21 protein-coding genes are annotated in these 16509 nt (G+C 43.1%); 13 read left to right on the plus strand and 8 right to left on the minus strand.

Annotated elements, in window-relative coordinates; all coding sequences use genetic code 11:
* Positions 1-11 precede the first annotated feature (11 nt).
* Together bshB2 and AC3ANV_RS00435 are read right to left on the minus strand one after the other, a co-directional pair.
* Positions 12-683 carry a bacillithiol biosynthesis deacetylase BshB2 gene (gene bshB2 / locus AC3ANV_RS00430; RefSeq protein ID WP_488311743.1) on the minus strand — a complete coding sequence of 224 codons (672 nt, stop codon included), beginning with the start codon at positions 681-683 and terminating at the stop codon, positions 12-14.
* Between the two features lie 100 nt (positions 684-783).
* A complete protein-coding gene (locus tag AC3ANV_RS00435; RefSeq protein ID WP_488311744.1) occupies positions 784-1131 on the minus strand; it encodes a YojF family protein in 348 nt (115 codons plus the stop codon).
* A 223-nt stretch (positions 1132-1354) separates the two neighbouring features.
* On the opposite strand from AC3ANV_RS00435, the gene mobA reads away from it, so the two are divergent.
* The 4 genes from mobA to AC3ANV_RS00455 all read left to right on the plus strand — a co-directional run bounded on the left by mobA (position 1355) and on the right by AC3ANV_RS00455 (position 3903).
* Positions 1355-1963 carry a molybdenum cofactor guanylyltransferase gene (gene mobA / locus AC3ANV_RS00440; RefSeq protein ID WP_488311745.1) on the plus strand — a complete coding sequence of 203 codons (609 nt, stop codon included), beginning with the start codon at positions 1355-1357 and terminating at the stop codon, positions 1961-1963.
* Positions 1964-2137: 174 nt separating this feature from the next.
* Entirely contained in the window at positions 2138-2602 is a 465-nt protein-coding gene (locus AC3ANV_RS00445; protein WP_488311746.1) for a molybdenum cofactor biosynthesis protein MoaE, read from the plus strand.
* A complete protein-coding gene (gene moaD / locus AC3ANV_RS00450) occupies positions 2595-2828 on the plus strand; it encodes a molybdopterin converting factor subunit 1 (protein ID WP_488311747.1) in 234 nt (77 codons plus the stop codon). Before AC3ANV_RS00445 ends, moaD begins: the two co-directional genes overlap by 8 nt.
* A 55-nt stretch (positions 2829-2883) precedes the next feature.
* The gene (locus AC3ANV_RS00455) at positions 2884-3903 is read left to right on the plus strand and encodes a thiazole biosynthesis adenylyltransferase ThiF (protein WP_488311748.1); all 1020 of its coding nucleotides are present in this window, start codon (positions 2884-2886) and stop codon (positions 3901-3903) included.
* A gap of 20 nt (positions 3904-3923) precedes the next feature.
* On the opposite strand, the gene AC3ANV_RS00460 is transcribed toward AC3ANV_RS00455, so the two are convergent.
* Positions 3924-4079, minus strand: coding sequence for a hypothetical protein (locus AC3ANV_RS00460; RefSeq protein ID WP_488311749.1), 156 nt, complete (start codon positions 4077-4079; stop codon positions 3924-3926).
* Between the two features lie 219 nt (positions 4080-4298).
* Here AC3ANV_RS00460 and AC3ANV_RS00465 point away from each other — a divergent pair, with 219 nt between their 5' ends.
* Positions 4299-4622 carry a YwdI family protein gene (locus AC3ANV_RS00465; RefSeq protein WP_488311750.1) on the plus strand — a complete coding sequence of 108 codons (324 nt, stop codon included), beginning with the start codon at positions 4299-4301 and terminating at the stop codon, positions 4620-4622.
* A 162-nt stretch (positions 4623-4784) separates the two neighbouring features.
* Positions 4785-5156: a DUF423 domain-containing protein gene (locus tag AC3ANV_RS00470; RefSeq protein ID WP_488311751.1), complete on the plus strand. Its 372-nt coding sequence runs from the start codon at positions 4785-4787 to the stop codon at positions 5154-5156.
* A gap of 43 nt (positions 5157-5199) precedes the next feature.
* On the opposite strand, the gene gerQ is transcribed toward AC3ANV_RS00470, so the two are convergent.
* Both gerQ and hemQ read right to left on the minus strand, forming a co-directional pair.
* Positions 5200-5658 carry a spore coat protein GerQ gene (gene gerQ / locus AC3ANV_RS00475; RefSeq protein WP_488311752.1) on the minus strand — a complete coding sequence of 153 codons (459 nt, stop codon included), beginning with the start codon at positions 5656-5658 and terminating at the stop codon, positions 5200-5202.
* Positions 5659-5906: 248 nt separating this feature from the next.
* Entirely contained in the window at positions 5907-6650 is a 744-nt protein-coding gene (gene hemQ / locus AC3ANV_RS00480) for a hydrogen peroxide-dependent heme synthase (RefSeq protein ID WP_488311753.1), read from the minus strand.
* Between the two features lie 268 nt (positions 6651-6918).
* Between hemQ and pta the strand changes: the two genes are divergently transcribed.
* Both pta and lipL read left to right on the plus strand, forming a co-directional pair.
* Positions 6919-7890, plus strand: a complete 972-nt coding sequence (gene pta, locus AC3ANV_RS00485; protein ID WP_488311754.1) for a phosphate acetyltransferase — start codon at positions 6919-6921, stop codon at positions 7888-7890.
* A gap of 320 nt (positions 7891-8210) precedes the next feature.
* Entirely contained in the window at positions 8211-9041 is an 831-nt protein-coding gene (gene lipL, locus AC3ANV_RS00490; protein WP_488311755.1) for an octanoyl-[GcvH]:protein N-octanoyltransferase, read from the plus strand.
* A gap of 263 nt (positions 9042-9304) precedes the next feature.
* Here lipL and AC3ANV_RS00495 read toward each other — a convergent pair whose 3' ends face one another.
* Positions 9305-10036: an RsfA family transcriptional regulator gene (locus tag AC3ANV_RS00495; protein WP_488311756.1), complete on the minus strand. Its 732-nt coding sequence runs from the start codon at positions 10034-10036 to the stop codon at positions 9305-9307.
* Positions 10037-10307: 271 nt separating this feature from the next.
* Between AC3ANV_RS00495 and AC3ANV_RS00500 the strand changes: the two genes are divergently transcribed.
* From AC3ANV_RS00500 to AC3ANV_RS00510, 3 genes are all read left to right on the plus strand, one after another.
* On the plus strand, positions 10308-10529 hold the full coding sequence (locus AC3ANV_RS00500; RefSeq protein WP_488311757.1) for a YuzB family protein: 222 nt from the start codon (positions 10308-10310) through the stop codon (positions 10527-10529).
* A gap of 136 nt (positions 10530-10665) precedes the next feature.
* Positions 10666-11979, plus strand: a complete 1314-nt coding sequence (locus AC3ANV_RS00505) for an HD domain-containing protein (RefSeq protein ID WP_488311758.1) — start codon at positions 10666-10668, stop codon at positions 11977-11979.
* 22 nt (positions 11980-12001) lie between these two features.
* Positions 12002-12511, plus strand: a complete 510-nt coding sequence (locus AC3ANV_RS00510; RefSeq protein ID WP_488311759.1) for a YwgA family protein — start codon at positions 12002-12004, stop codon at positions 12509-12511.
* Between the two features lie 19 nt (positions 12512-12530).
* Here AC3ANV_RS00510 and thmT read toward each other — a convergent pair whose 3' ends face one another.
* Positions 12531-12716 carry a 2-hydroxymuconate tautomerase gene (thmT, locus tag AC3ANV_RS00515; protein WP_488311760.1) on the minus strand — a complete coding sequence of 62 codons (186 nt, stop codon included), beginning with the start codon at positions 12714-12716 and terminating at the stop codon, positions 12531-12533.
* Between the two features lie 259 nt (positions 12717-12975).
* Here thmT and AC3ANV_RS00520 point away from each other — a divergent pair, with 259 nt between their 5' ends.
* Together AC3ANV_RS00520 and AC3ANV_RS00525 are read left to right on the plus strand one after the other, a co-directional pair.
* Positions 12976-13569, plus strand: a complete 594-nt coding sequence (locus AC3ANV_RS00520; protein WP_488314354.1) for a site-2 protease family protein — start codon at positions 12976-12978, stop codon at positions 13567-13569.
* Between the two features lie 41 nt (positions 13570-13610).
* Positions 13611-14120 (plus strand): YwhD family protein, encoded by a 510-nt coding sequence (locus AC3ANV_RS00525; protein WP_488311761.1) that lies wholly within the window; start codon positions 13611-13613, stop codon positions 14118-14120.
* Between the two features lie 215 nt (positions 14121-14335).
* On the opposite strand, the gene AC3ANV_RS00530 is transcribed toward AC3ANV_RS00525, so the two are convergent.
* A complete protein-coding gene (locus AC3ANV_RS00530; RefSeq protein ID WP_488311762.1) occupies positions 14336-16405 on the minus strand; it encodes a transglycosylase domain-containing protein in 2070 nt (689 codons plus the stop codon).
* Positions 16406-16509: the final 104 nt, after the last annotated feature.

The following is a 16509-nucleotide window of genomic DNA, read 5'->3' on the forward strand; positions in this document are numbered from 1 at the left end:
GGGCTTTAAGGCTATTTTTCAAATTTATACGTCCAAAAACGTTCGTTTGTGATCCATTTCATGACATCGGGGTCTTTACTTTTCAGTTTTTCCGCCATATTATTAAACATTTGCTCCGTTTGCGAACGGTGTGCCCTAATGGCGGCCAGCTTTTTCTCGGCAACAGGGCTGATATTGTTTAAAATATTCGGTTCGCCAATCTCTTGCTCGCAATTTTTTGCAAAAGCAACACAGTGTAAGGCAGGCCTTACTGCAGCAGGCATTTTTTCCACAGCCCGAACGACGGCCGCACCGGTCGCATCATGATCGGGATGGACGCTGTAGCCCGGATAAAAAGTAATGATAAGCGACGGGTTTAACTCATCGATTAAACCGGAAATCACCTTCGTAAGCTTTTCCTCATCCTCAAATTCAATCGTTTTATCGCGAAAGCCAAGCATTCTTAAATCCTGGATTCCCAAGACTCCGGCAGCTTCCTTTAATTCTTCTTTTCTTATTTTTGGAAGATTTTCTCTATTGGTAAATGGAGGATTTCCCATGTTACGTCCCATTTCACCTAATGTTAAACAAGCATAGGTAACAGGGGTTCCATTCTCTACGTGGGTCGCGATTGTCCCCGAAACTCCAAATGCTTCATCATCCGGATGGGGAAAGACAACCAGTACATGGCGCTCTTTTTCCATAATTCATTCTCCTTTCCAGTCTTTACTTAACTTTGAGAATTGTCCGGCTGCAGCGCCCGGCGGCTAGTGTACTTCGCTAAACGGGGCGCTTGCGCTTTTCTTATTCAAACGGGCTTGTGCTAATTTCTAAAGCGACAGCCAGTTTGCCATCATGGTCATGACCGGCCATAAGCAGTTGGTCTTGTTCATTAATTTCAAAATGGGTGATGCCTTCTGCATATACCCATCCAAGGTTTATTTTCAAACCCACGCGATAGGGGCCATTTCCCGTTATTTTCCCTAACTCATAACGGACACGTGCATTGCGGATATAAGCACCTGCTGAAAAGAAGGATTGATCATTATGTGAGGCGTAGGCACCGTTTGTGGTCTCAAGATGAATGTAAACATCTTTATTGGCGAAGCGGTTAATGGCTTCTTGAACGCTTTTTACATCAATTGCTTCCATAGACACAGACTCCTTTCCCTTCATTAAAAATATATGATATCTAAAGTACTAGTGTAATTAATAATGTAATAATCATACTAAAATCGTTTCGAAAAAGCGAAAGCAATGCTTATAAAAAAATGGAGGTGCTTGTTGGATAATGAAGATTTTTCTGAAAAATGATTCCATGTTCGTGGTATCATGAATATTGATTTGGCACAATGCTAAGAAGGGGTGCTTTTAGGTGAAAGCTGCGGCAATTATCTTATCAGGTGGGAAATCAAGCAGAATGGGCACAAATAAAGCTCTTCTCAAAATAAATGAAAAACCGAATATCGAAAGAATTTTAGTGGAATTAAAGCGGTTCTTTGATGATATCATTCTCGTTACCAATGAACCTGAGAACTATCGGTTTTTAGGCGTGAAAATGGTATCGGACCATTATCCGGGTATGGGTCCCCTTGCCGGGATTCATGCCGGACTTACCGCTTCAGAGTATGAAGTGAATATTGTTGTCGCCTGTGATATGCCGTTTGTATCAGGGGAGCTTGCTGTTGAACTTATAAACAAATGCAGCCGGTATGATGCGGTTGTACCCGTAATAGCCGGAAAGCAGCACCCTCTTTTTGCTGTCTTTCATAAGAAGATAGCCGGAGTTGCGGCAGAAAGAATTGAGAATGGTCAGCTCCGAATGAAGCAGCTGCTTGAGGGGCTGAACGTTCATTACGTAACGGAAGAGGATTTTCAGGCTGATAACAGACTGGATTTACAACGTATTTTTTTTAATATGAATCATCCTGATGAATATGAAGAAGCAAAAAAATGGGCCGAAATTCACCAAGGAAGGATATAAGACTATTTTTCAAAGTGTTGAAAAGGCATATGCCTTTATTGAGGAGAAGGAAACTGGAATCATTTGCTTGACCCGTAGAAAAAGCAATATACTATTTCATACGTGAACAATAGCATTGCGGCTATGCGGTCGTGGAGAATGCCGCGCCGAAATGCTTGCTGAAGAGGTGAAAAAATGAATTACGCGATTTCAAAAGAACCAATCGATATCCAATCAGTTATAGATAAAGTGATTCAACGTGAAGCCGGAGCGATTACCACCTTCATCGGGACGGTCCGCGAGTTAACAAAAGGGAAGAAAACACTGTTCTTAATTTATGAAGCATATGAAGCGATGGCAGTGAAAAAGCTTGAACAAATCGGCACCGAGATTGAACAGCGCTGGGAAGGCGCTAAAGTAGCCATTACCCACCGGGTCGGGAAGCTGGATATTACCGATGTGGCCGTAGTGATTGCCGTTTCGACACCCCACCGTGCCGATGCCTATGAGGCGAACCGCTATGCGATTGAACGGATTAAAGAGATCGTCCCAATTTGGAAAAAAGAGCATTGGGAAGATGGCGAAGAGTGGATGGGAAATCAACTGGAAACGGTTGTCTATCCAAAAGGGCATCCGGAGGAGAGTGATTTACATGAATAAGGTGCTATTTTTTGCCCATCTGCGTGATGCCGTCGGCGAAGAATTTTTGATGATCGAGGCAAAAGGAAAAACAGTTGCAGAGTTAAAAGCGGAGCTGGACGCGAGCTACGGCCTGCCTAAGATGGATACGGTTATGACAGCGATTAATGAAGAGTTTGCCGCGAACGATGAGGTCATTCAAGCCGGTGACGTGATTGCGTTCATCCCGCCGGTAAGCGGAGGCTGAGCTTAAGCTTATTGTTATTTTTGAGACGGCGGTTTTGGGAAAGGGGAAATGTAAATTGAATGAACGGTATTCACGGCAAGTCCTCTTTTCGGGAATCGGTAAAGAGGGTCAGGAGAAAATCAGCTGTAAATCTGTACTGATAATTGGCGCAGGAGCTCTTGGCTCAGGAAATGCCGAAGTGCTTGCCAGGGCCGGGGTTGGAAAAATTACGATCATCGACAGGGATTATGTTGAAGCAAGTAATCTTCAGCGCCAGCAGCTCTATACGGAAGACGATGCGGCGGAAAAACTTCCGAAGGCCGCTGCCGCCCGGAAACGATTAAAGGAGATTAACTCCGAGATTGAGGTGGCTGCGATCATCGGCGATGCGACACCGGCATTGTTAGAAGAATTGATCGCCGGCATTGATTTAATGATTGATGCAACCGATAATTTCGAAACCCGGATGGCGATGAACGATGTCTCACAAAAATACAATGTTCCTTGGATTTATGGAGCTTGTGTCGGCAGCTTTGGAATGAGTTTTTCGGTAATCCCGGGGAAAACTCCTTGTTTAAATTGCTTGCTGCGATCAATACCTTTGCAGGGAATGACCTGTGATACAGGCGGAATTATTTCCCCTGCCGTACAAATGGTCATTGCTCACCAAACAGCAGAAGCGTTAAAAATATTAGTCGGCGATTGGGATGCCGTAAGGACTACGTTTGTCAGTTTTGATGTATGGCGAAACCAATATACCGGTTTAAAAATGTCAAAGGCCAAGTTTGCCGGTTGTTTGTCATGCGGATCTGAGCGAACCTATCCGTATCTCGACAAGGAAAACATGACAAAAACAACGGTGCTCTGCGGCAGGGATACGGTGCAAATCCGTCCCTCCGGTCAGGGCGAGATTTCACTTGAACAGCTGGCAGGACAGCTTAGTTCCCTTGGATATACAGTTAAAGGAAATCCTTATTTGTTGTCTGTTGAAATGAGTGATGAGCGGATGGTTATTTTTAAGGACGGGCGTGCGTTGATTCACGGTACAAAGGATTTGACACATGCCAAGTCGCTTTATCAGCGGATTTTAGGGTGAGATTTTGGGCCCGTACCAGGTCACGGTACGGGTTTTTTGCATTTTTTCGGTACCTGAAAAAATCTCTTTTCTTCCGGCACTGCCTGCATGATTCCGCGAATTTTTGTTAGAATTCCGCTAGATTCATCATTAATTCGGCGGATTTTAGGATTATTCCCGCTAGCTATAGCTATCATTCCTCCTATTTCACAATTATTTCCGCAAAGTTCACAATTAGTTTTTTATAGAAGGCTTGTTTATAACATTTGAAAGCAGCAATCTTCGAGAAAAACGCTTACAAAATCCGACGTGTTTCACGTGGAACAAAGCGAAGATTGTCGAGTGTCTAATAGCTCGAAAAATAGGCGATACTCATGTAAGATGAGAAGGAGTCTAAAATCAGGGGTGCCATAAAAGTGAATATATCTGTTCAAAAACTATTATCGAAAATAGAAGAAGAATTAATGCTTGCGAAAAACAGTCCCAAGGAAGAAAACTTGCGGGAAAAAGTGTACTCTATTAAAATATTATGCGAGCTTATTCTTGATGAAAAGCAGGAAAAAAGCGGACAGCCATGGAATGCTGCTGTCAATCAGCAGCCGGTAATCACACAGCAAGCCGTTGTGATCCCGTCACCGGTTGTCCCGCAGCAAGCAGTTTATCAGTCTGCTGCATTAAATCAACCGAAAAAAATGGATTTAGGCAAAGAAGCAAACGGGGACTCGTTATTTGACTTTTGAGAAAAGCGGAAGCTGGACAAAGAAAAGCTGAAGCGCCAGTCTCAGCCCCGACAAGCATAAGACGAGCCCTGTAAGAAGGCGCTCTTTTTGCCTTCTGAAAGGGATTGGCTTATGACCTCGAGGGGCTTGGCGCGGAAGCTGGACAAAGAAAGGTGAGAGAACATGAAGGTTTTTATTATTATTGGCGCGATTAATGCCTTTTTGGCAGTCGCCCTTGGTGCCTTTGGGGCACACGGCCTTGCAGATAAGTTAGGACCAAAGTATTTGGAGATATGGAAAACGGGCGTCACCTATCAAATGTTCCATGCGACAGGCATTCTAGTCATCGGCCTTATTCTTGGCAAAGTTGCCGGCAGCTCGCTATTCACATGGTCCGGATGGCTGATGTTAATTGGAATTATCCTCTTTAGCGGCAGCTTGTACATTTTAAGCGTTACAAAAATCGGCATTTTGGGCGCCATTACGCCTCTAGGCGGGGTTAGCTTTTTAGCGGCTTGGATCCTCATTGTTATTGGTGCGGTTAAACATTTATAAAAACATAAAAAGGCATAGGCAAAGTCCCATGCCTTTCTATGTTTTATCTAGGTGGATAAGTACCTAAACCGGGAGAACTTCCATATGGATATTCATACTCAATTTCTTCACTAAAGGTAATGTAATCGACGGCAACCATCGGAATGAGATAACGTGTACCTGATTGCGGATCGCTTAAGATAACATGATCTCTTCCTGCTGCTTCGATAATCCCTTTAAAGGTTTTGGCATTCCACTGGCTATTGCCCTCGAAGGTCGCATAAACAGTGACCAATTTTCCTTTGTTTAAACGGAGAATATTTTCAATATAGGATTGCTCGATTGGCAGCTGACCGGGCAATTGACCGGCACTTGAAGCCGGAGCTTGCGGTACGGCCCCCGCCGGTGGAAACGTCGGTGTGGCGGGATAATACGGTTGCTGCCTTAAATAAGGCTGAGCTTCCTGTTGTGCACCCGCTCCAGGGTAAGGCTGAAAACCTTGTGGATTATAATATTGACTCATCTTTTTCCCTCCTAAAAAAATGAAGTAAACATCTGGCCCAACATTCTATAAATACTCCTTTAACCCCCAAATGGTTAAAGTGGCGAAGGAATAATCCCCATCCTCACCTCTCTTTGATGAGATCCATCGGAGCTATTGCTTAGACTCGCTGTTTAAATAGTATGAGGGAATGTACGAATATATGACTTGAGCAGAGGGGAAAAGAAAAAAGTCCCCAGCATCGACTGAGAACTTTTTGGAGAAAGGGCCTAGACATGAAGAAAGCTTGGAACCCGTTCTTCTTCTAATAGGTTCCCAACAAAGAAAGCTCCGAATTCACCATATCGGGCACTGACTTCATCAAAACGCATTTCATAAATAAGCTTTTTAAATTGAAGGACATCTTCCGCAAAAAGGGTAACACCCCATTCATAGTCATCAAAACCAACTGACCCTGTGATGATTTGCTTTACCTTACCTGCATATGTACGGCCAATCATTCCATGGCTGCGCATCATGTTGCGGCGCTCTTCCATCGGCAGCATGTACCAGTTATCATTGCCTTGACGACGCTTATCCATTGGATAGAAGCAAACATGCTTTGTTTTTGGAAGCGTTGGATAAAGCCGGGCCAGGATTTGCGGATTTTGGTATGGATCCTCACCTGCCGGTAAGTAGTTGCTTAGTTCCACTACGGAAACATAGGAATGAGCAGGAATAGTAAATTCCGCCAGTTTCGTTTTGTTAAACTCTGTTTCAATTTGATTGAGTTCTTCCATTGTCGGACGTAATATCATCATCATAAAATCAGCTTTTTGACCAACGATTGTATATAAAGCATGGCTGCCTTCTTTACGCTCCTGCGTCGCGTTCCACTTTTCAACTAGACTTAAAAACTCGTGGATTGCTGCTTGGCGTTCGTCGCTTGAGAGCATTTTCCATGTAGTCCAATCAACCGTACGGAAATCGTGCAAACAATACCAGCCGTCAAGCGTTTGCGCTGCTTCACTCATTATAATCACTCCTAAATAATAATTCTCCTTATTAACAATCATAACTATAACATAGTTTGACCAAGTGATGCCTGAATAAAACACCTGACCTAGTGAGAAATGGATAATTTTAAAAAAGTAGTAAATAGTAAAAACTAGTGAAAATGAAATGAAATTTTTTGAAAACAAAAACATTTTAATGTAACCGCTATCTGTGAGGGATATCCTTGAATTTTTATACAGGTAAAGTATGCTAGTAGAGGTAGATTTATTAAGGGAGGATTTAAACGTGAGTGACTTATTTGAAGGATTAAAACAAAAAATTTCAGGCCGTGAATTGAAAATTGTTTTTCCGGAAGGATTAGATGAGCGGATTTTAAAAGCAGCAGGCCGTCTTGCTGAGGAAAAACTATTGACACCGATTCTTATCGGAAACATTGAACAGATTCAAGCAAAGGCACTAGAGCTTGGCGTCTCTTTAGATGCGGCTGAAATATATGATCCAAACAGCTTTGCGGGAATGGAAGAGCTTGTAGCGGCATTTGTCGATCGCCGCAAAGGCAAAGCAACTGAGGAAGATGCCCGCAAAATTTTATTAGATGAAAATTACTTTGGTACAATGCTGGTTTATTTAAATAAAGCAAACGGTCTTGTCAGCGGTGCGGCTCACTCCACGGCGGATACCGTTCGCCCTGCATTGCAAATCATTAAAACAAAACAAGGCGTTTCGAAAACATCCGGTGTATTTATCATGGTTCGCGGCGATGAAAAATATGTTTTCGCGGATTGTGCCATTAATATTGCGCCGGATAGCAATGATTTAGCGGAAATTGCGATTGAAAGTTCGAAAACAGCGAACATGTTTGATATCGAGCCGCGCGTGGCGATGCTCAGCTTTTCAACAAAGGGTTCAGCTAAATCACCTGAAACGGAAAAAGTGGCGGAAGCAGTGGCTGAAGCAAAACGCCGTGATCCATCACTTGTTTTAGACGGTGAGTTCCAATTCGATGCGGCATTCGTTCCATCTGTAGCCAAAAGCAAGGCACCGGATTCGCCAATTCAAGGGGATGCGAATGTATTTGTTTTCCCGAGCCTTGAAGCAGGAAATATCGGCTATAAAATTGCCCAGCGCTTAGGCGGATTTGAAGCGGTAGGTCCTATCCTGCAAGGATTGAATCGTCCGGTAAACGATCTTTCCCGCGGCTGTAACGAAGAAGATGTCTACAAGCTTGCATTGATTACTGCAGGGCAAGGATTATAATCATTGAAGAGCCGGTCCGGTTGGGCCGGTCTTTTTAGCTATGTTAATGCTCATTGTTGAATTAACTCAAAATGTTGATTGGAGCGGAAGGCGCGAGACTCCTCGAAAATGCTATCGCATTTTCTTCGTGCGGTGAGTATTCGTGGAAGCTTATTCAATGTCCTGCGGGAAAAGCAGGTCAAGGGAGACCCCGCAGGCTTAATGCTTGAGGAGGCTCCCGACCGCCCGCGGAAAGCGAGTGCCTGGAGCGGAAATCAACAGGCAAATTTAACAGAGCCTTATGTTAAAATAAATACATCAATCGCTAAGGAGTTAATCACATGGAAGGTTTGCTGCGTCAGCCGCAATGGCGAATTATCGATCAGTCTGCGGTGGGCATTCATTTTCAAGCATTACAGTCATTTGGTACGGATGATACTTTGTGTGCCTCGGTTGGAGCAGATAAAGCACCGGCTACAGCGCGTACATGGGTTCACCACAACACTGTGGTGCTGGGAATACAAGATACAAAACTGCCATTCTTAAAAGACGGGATTCAATTTCTGACGGAACAGGGCTATCAGTCTATTGTTAGGAATTCAGGCGGTTTGGCAGTTGTTCTTGATGAAGGGGTCCTCAATATTTCTTTGATTTTACCGGAAACGGAAAAAGGAATTGATATAAACCGAGGCTACGATACAATGTGGCTGTTAATCCAAAATATGTTTGCCGACTTCAATAAACAGATTGAGGCACGGGAAATCGTCGGTTCTTATTGTCCCGGAAGCTACGATTTAAGTATTAATGGTAAAAAATTTGCCGGCATCTCTCAGCGCAGGTTGAAAAAAGGTGTCGCCGTCCAGATTTACCTTTGTGTTAATGGCAGTGGCAGCGCTCGGGCTCACCTGGTAAAGCAATTTTACGAGATTGCCAAAAACGGTGAACAAACGAAATTTGTATTTCCGGAAATTGTTCCGGAGGTAATGGCCTCCCTGTCGGAGTTGCTTGGTCAAGACCTTACAATCGCGGACGTGATGCTGCGGCTATTACAGCAGTTAAAAATGGGCAGCGATTTTCTCTACGCGGGGCAGTTAAATGAATATGAGCTTGAATTATTTCCCGGTTATTATCAGCGGGTTATTGAACGAAATGAAAAAATGAAAGAAATGTAAAAAACCGTAAGCCCGGAGGGATTTACGGTTTTTTTTATAAACGAGATGCTGTGCTTTTTCTCTTCTCCCAAGGCTTCTCTCTCAAATAAATAGAAAATGATTGAACTTTGAGAATTGTCTAGCTGCAGCGCCCGGCGGCTAATGTACTTCGCTCTTCTCCCTCCGATAAGTTAACATCGAATCGCTTTGCTCTCCGTGTTTCCTTTATCTCAGTCGAAGCGCTCCGGTCCTGTCGTACGCTAAACGGGGTGCTTCCGCTTTTCTTATTCAGCTACTTTTTCCAGGTTTCCGTTACGGTCCATTTTGAATTTCGTAGCCGGACGCTCTTCTTCTTCAAATAAAACAAGCTTTCTGGCACGGTTCATGATTTTCATTAAGGTCTCGTAATCTTCCTGAATGGTTTCGGAGTTTTGCTCAAGTCCCTCAATTTTTGCTGCCATTTCTTCATTTTGCTTGCGTAATTCGGCAATTTCTCTCTTCAATCTTTCATTCTCACTTTTTAGTGCTTCATTTTGCAGATTGGAATGATTAAAGTTTTGCAAATAATCAATTACATTATCAAGTGAAAGACCTGCAGCAGATGGTCTGTAGCTTTGCGCAACGGGTTTTACATATGTTTCTGCAGCCGCCTCTGTTGTCAGATCGGACATTTCGACTGTCTCTAAAGGCATTTCGCCTTGCATTGGAATTACTTCCAATTCTTCCGTGCCCGTTACCGGTGGATTGTAAAGTAATTTTTTCTTTCCGCCTTGATCTTTTCCTAAAATTCTTTGTCGTTGTTTCCGCTGTTTTTTCGATAATTGCAACGCTTTTTCATAGCGGTGGCGCACTACTGCATTCCATCTGAAGCCACAGGCTGCAGAAGTCCGGTTTAGCTTATCCCCAACCTCCTCGAAAGCATTTAGCTGCGTACTGCCTTCTCTTACATGGCGCAGGACTGTCTCGGCCAAAAGTAGATCGTTTTCATCTGTCCATGCATCTTGACGAACTTTCATTTTATCAACTCCCTTAAAATAGTTACGATTAACTGTGCCGGCTCCAATTCCGGCAAGTTTTTAAAAGTTCTAGTCTTATGATGGACAAGTTTTTCAAGCTTTATACCAAAATGGTTGCAAGGATAGTAGATTTTTTTAAAGAGTTTACTAATGCAGTTGTACCTTGCATTCAAAGATAAGAAAATGTAAAATACCTAAGGAGTTAAATCGTAAAATAGTTGGATAAAATAGTGAATAGTAAATAGATTGACCGTAGAAAGGGTTGTAACGAATGTCTAATGAATTTCGCGTTTGTGATGATTGTCAGGCCGTAAATTTAAAGACATTAATCCCTCGCTTAAAAGAGCTTGATCCGGATGCCGAAGTGAAAATCGGCTGCCAATCCTATTGCGGGCCAGGACGGAAAAAGACCTTTGCATTTGTTAATAATCGTCCGGTAGCTGCCTTGACCGAAGAGGAATTAATGGAGAAAATTAATAAAAAGATAAAGTAGTCACCTTAGATAATCTACCTAGGTGATTTTCTTTTTTTTTGTAAACCGAATGTCGAAATTTACTGCAGAATTTTGCTGAAAACCGGGTGAATTTTGGGATATAATAGAAAATAGTAAAAGAGGAAGAGGGTTACTAATGGCATATTCGGCGGAAAAACTGAGTGAAGAAAAAGTTTTTAAAGACCCCGTGCACCGCTACGTCCACGTTCGCGACCGCGTCATCTGGGATTTAATAGGGACGAAAGAGTTTCAGCGATTGCGTCGGATCAAACAGCTGGGAACCACCTTTTTGACCTTTCACGGGGCAGAACACAGCCGATTTAACCATTCTCTCGGAGTTTATGAGATTGTCCGCCGCATCGTCGACGATGTTTTTGACGGCAGGCCGGAATGGAACAGCAATGAGCGCCTCTTGACCCTATGTGCGGCCCTTCTCCACGATTTGGGACACGGTCCTTTTTCCCATTCCTTCGAAAAAGTGTTTGGCTTCGACCATGAGGATTTCACGCGCGCGATTATTTTAGGAAATACCGAAGTGAATGGAGTACTGACAAAGGTGAGTCCTGATTTTCCTGTAAAAGTAGCCGAAGTCATCGCGAAAACCTCTGAAAAAAAGCTCGTCATCAGTTTAATTTCAAGCCAAATCGATGCTGATCGGATGGATTATTTGCAAAGGGATGCCTATTTTACCGGTGTCAGCTACGGACAATTTGATATGGAAAGAATTTTACGGGTGATGCGGCCGCTTGAAGATCAGGTTGTGATTAAAAAGAGCGGAATGCATGCGGTTGAGGATTACATTATGAGCCGCTACCAAATGTACTGGCAGGTATATTTCCATCCTGTGTCCCGGGGTGCAGAGGTTATTTTGACGAAAATCCTCCACCGGGCCAAGCATTTATATGAGCAAAACTATACATTTAAACACGAGCCGTTTCACTTTTACTCGTTTTTTACAGAACAAGTGACATTAGAAGACTATTTAAAATTAGATGAGTCTGTGATTTTATATTATTTTCAAATTTGGCAGGAGGAAAAAGACCCGATCATCAGCGACCTCTGCGGGCGTTTTGTGAATCGGAATCTGTTCAAGTATGCCGAATTCGATCCTGCAAAAGAATACAAAAAGCTCGCCGAACTGACGTCTCTTTTTAAAAAGGCAGGGATAGACCCTGAATATTATTTAGTTGTCGATTCATCATCGGATTTGCCGTACGATTTTTACCGTCCCGGAGAGGAAGAGGAGCGGCTCCCGATTCATTTGCTGATGAAAAACGGGGAGTTGAAGGAGCTTTCCCGCGAGTCGGAGATTGTTGATGCGATTTCGGGGAAAAGGAGAACCGATCACAAGCTGTATTATCCGGCTGATTTTCTTGAGGATGATTCTTCGAAAAAGAATGTTAAGAAGCAAATTCGGGCCCTTCTGGAATTGCATGAGAGATCTGTTTAGAATGAGTAGGAGATGACGAATATTGTTAAGTGATCACGCGAAGCTGATGCAGGCCATTTTGGTTTCCGGTGAAATAATCGGGAGAAAAAAGCTGCAAAAGATGATTTATATTGCAAAAAAAGTTGATTTTCCCTTTCAAGAGAGGTTCCAGTTCCATTTTTACGGTCCATATTCGGAGGAATTGACGTTACGAGTGGAAGAGCTTTGTAATATGGGATTTTTGAATGAAGTGAAGGAAAAAAAGGGCGGATACTTTCAATATCGCTACACGCTGACCGAGCCTGGAAAAGAGTTTTTGAGTTTAAACGGGATTGAGATGCCATTTTTACAAGATTGCCTGGAGGATATGAACAGCCAAAATGCTAGATTTTTGGAGCTGGTTTCGACGGTTTTATATTTTGATAATCTTGCAAAGAATGAAGTGGCGAACAAGGTGTTTACGTTAAAAAGCAGCCAGCGCTATACAGAGGCGGAAATTGATGATGCCTATAACTATATTGAAACGTTAAAAGAAAAGGCTAAACTCCAATAAGGGGCTTAGCCTTTGTGTTTTATTTATCGCTCTCTCTTACGCCGGCAACTGCGTAATGGTTTTTGGACATTTCCTCGATAAAAACAACGACTTTTTCCTTTGGAGCACCGGTTGTTTCGCTGACAGCATCGGTCACTTTTTCAACTAGCGCCTTTTTCTGCTCTTCAGTACGCCCTTCGATCATTTTTACGGTAACATATGGCATTCTAATTCCTCCTTTTGATGTAACTGATAGTAGTTTTTCACAAAAAAGAAAAAAGTGCAAGGACGGTTGCTACAGTTAACATTTTCACTTTACATACGGTTTCATGTATACTTATAGGATAGATTTCACTGTTCTGCTGTAATAAGAAAGTTTGAAAATAGAGAGTTAAGCGGTGCGTTTGTTGCCCGTAAAGGAAGGGGATACGGTATTGAACTTGGCATATCCATTAAGGGAGATTCCCTATGTGGCGATTACGTTAATGGTGGCTTTTACGTTTCACGAATTTGCCCATGCTTTTGTTGCTTATAAGTTCGGTGATATGACGGCTAAAAAGCAAGGACGCCTGACGTTAAATCCGCTTCAGCATTTAGACCCGATTGGAACGTTGTTAATTTTTATTGCGGGATTTGGCTGGGCCCGGCCTGTACCGGTAAACAGACATTTTTTTAAAAAGCCGCGCCTTGCCGGAATTCTTGTTTCCATTGCCGGTCCACTGAGCAACTTAATTTTGGCTTCACTTGGGTTTATTATTTGGTACGGATTGGATAAAGCGGGTATGGCGCTTACTGATAACTTTCAGGAATTTCTTAACTTGTTTATTCAATTAAATATTGTTCTGTTTATTTTTAATTTATTGCCGTTTCCTCCATTGGACGGATACCGGGTGATTGAAGATTTAGTTTCGAACAATCTTCGGGCAAAAATGACGCAGTATGAATCCTATGGGTCCATCATTTTTTTAATTTTAGTGATAACACCGCTCGATCGCTATACGATACAGCCGTTTTTCTTTGTAGTGGTTCCGTGGATTGCGGGCGGATTAGATCATTTCTTTCATCAATTGTTTTTCTAGGAATGCTTATAAAGTGGTAATCAAGGAGGGTAATGAAAGCTATGGAAGAAAAAAAGAAAAAAGTGGGTTTTAATATTATAAAAAGTGACCCGACAGATGGCCATCGCGGCTACGGGAAGGGTGCGCTGAGCCTTGACAATGTTTCACCGGTCATCATTGATGTAGATGCCGGTGAGGCGGAGATTGATGTTGGCGCCATGCACGCGAGAAGTGCGGTCGAGAAAGGGATTAAATTTCTTGCTGTGAAAGAGGATGTGCCAAACGGCAAACCGTACTGGCTTGTCTGGGTTACGGTTGACCGGGATGAGCGGGGCCCCTATTATGCAGGGGTGACGGCCTGTGAAATGACCGTTGACCGCGAAATTCGCCGTGGTTACAAATCACTTCCGGAGCACGTGAACCGCATGGATAAATCACTAAAACGCCATATTATCGTTGACCAAATGGATGAGAAATCGAAAAAAGTATTAGCTGATTTTTTACGCGGCCACAATGATGTCCTCTGGAACAATTCATCTGAAGAATTGAAAAAAGGCTTATCGGCAGAATAAGAAATTTTGTACGATTATATTCAAAATTAAAACTGGTATTCTCTTGTAGTTTTTCTGGAAAATGGGTAAAGTTAAATAGTGTGAATACACGTAAAACTAGGACACGAAAAGCTCCGGATGAAAATCCGGAGCTTTTCCATTTGTCCGTGTAAAGCGGCTTTGCTGGGGGCTGACCGCGTTACGTTGGTAAGTTTGATCCAATGGGGACCGGTAATCTAGTTGCCCCATTTGAAGATCCGCTTGTACCAAGGCACTTTAGTACCCGACTTTTGTTTGGATGGGTCGGAGTCGGAACGTTTTAGATGATCAGTGCAATATTCCGTCGGCTCTGTGCCGGCAACAAAGTAGGTATACCGGCGAACGGGACAATCGTCTGTAGCAAGCTTGCCGTTTGTTGGGTCAACATAAACGCCGACAACGCCTTCTTTTGGCGGCTTAAACGCTTTAACCGGCTTACCCTTAAGGGCTTCCTCCATAAAATTGGCCCAAATGTTTTTGGCATATGATTTTTCAGCTGTTAGATCAATCGGTTTTCCAACATCGTAGCCTGCCCATACAGCAGTAACGAGCTGCGGTGAAAAGCCGATCATCCAGCTGTCCGTTTCCGTTGAGCCTGATTTTCCTGCATACGGACGAGTAATGTCCTTGGCCACGGTACTACCTGTAACCGTTGCATAGCCGTTTAGCTTCGGATCAAATATCCCCGTCAACATTTGTGTCATTACATAGGCTTTTGCCGGATCCAAAACCTGTTCATCCGCTTGTTCATTTTCGTATATCACATTTCCATTGTAATCTTCGACTTTTGTTATCAAGGTCGGATTTATTTTTTTCCCGCCGTTGGCAAACAGGCTGTAAGCGCCGGCCATATCAATCACGCGGACACCTGATGTCCCCAGTGCAAGCGATGGAACCTTGGCCATCTTCGTTGAAATCCCAAATTCCTTAGCGGTATTAATTAAGGATTCTTCTCCTAAATACAAGTGCGTTTTGACGGCAAAAATATTATCAGATACCGCAAGTGCCTGGGCCAGAGTGATTTCGCCGTTTGCATATTTATTGTTGAAATTATGCGGCGTATAGTCAGGAGTTCCATCATCAAAATGGAAGGTCGTATACTCACTCCTCATGGTCGTGGAAGGCGTAAAGCCTTGCCCTAGCGCGGCATAGTACAAGATTGGTTTAATGGTAGAGCCGGGCTGTCTGATTGCCTGAACAGCGCGGTTGAATGGACTTTTTCCATAGTCCCTGCCGCCAACCATTGCTTTGACATAGCCATTTTTCGGATCCATGGCGACTAAGGCAGTTTCGATTTCCGACGTATTGGACACATATTTCTTCACTTGTTCTTCTGCTGCTTCCTGCTGTTTGATGTTAAGTGTTGTAAAAACTTTTAAACCGCCGAGAGTAATCGTGCGGTCATCTAAATGCAGTTGGTTTTTAAGGGCATTTTTTACAGCATCCTGAAAATAGGGAGCCACTTTCACTTCTTGATTGGAATGCACACCCACAATCGAAAGGGCCTTTTGGGCAGCTGCTCTTGCCGTTTCTTCCTTAATGTAGCCATTCTTCACCATACTCTGCAAAATAATCGACTGGCGGGTCTTGGCATTTTTCATCGACACAAGCGGCGAGTATATCCCTGGTCCTTTCGGAATCCCAGCAAGCATAGAAGCTTCGGCAAGGGTTAATTTAGATGCATCCTTACCAAAATAATAGTGACTGGCCGCTTGAACACCATAAGCACCGTTACCGTAATAAATCGTGTTAAGGTAGCCTTCAAGAATATCTTTTTTGGAATAATTCATTTCGAGACGGATCGTATAAAACGCCTCTGATAACTTCCGTTTCCATGTTTTATCATGTTCGAGGAAGAGGTTCCGGGCGTATTGCTGTGTAATGGTGCTTGCGCCCTGCACCTTTCCAAATGCCCGGACATCGGCGATCATTGCACCGGCAATTCGTTTATAATCAAAGCCATTATGATCATAAAAATTCTTATCCTCAATCGAAATTGTCGCATCCACTAAGCTGGGTGAAATTTCATCTAAAGGAACCCAGTAGCGCTTTTGGCCGCTATTGCTTTCACCGATCAACGTTCCATCATCGGAAAAAAATAAGGTCGATTGGGGAACAGCGAGCGGCGGTGCACCTAATATCTTTGCATAGGCAAGAACGCCAAAGAAGAGAATCAGCATACAAATCATGCCTATCAAACTGATGATGATTAACGCACGCAAATATTTTATTGTTTTTCGAAACCCTTGATCAGTCATGATTTCCACTAATATCACCCCTTTGTTTTTCCTGTTTCTAAAAAAACTTCTAGTAGTAGTATGAAAAAAATGGAACGGTTTTAAACATTTTCCTTAGGAAAATGAAAAAATAA

The sequence above is a fragment of the Neobacillus sp. DFD-2R genome, from assembly GCF_057747865.1.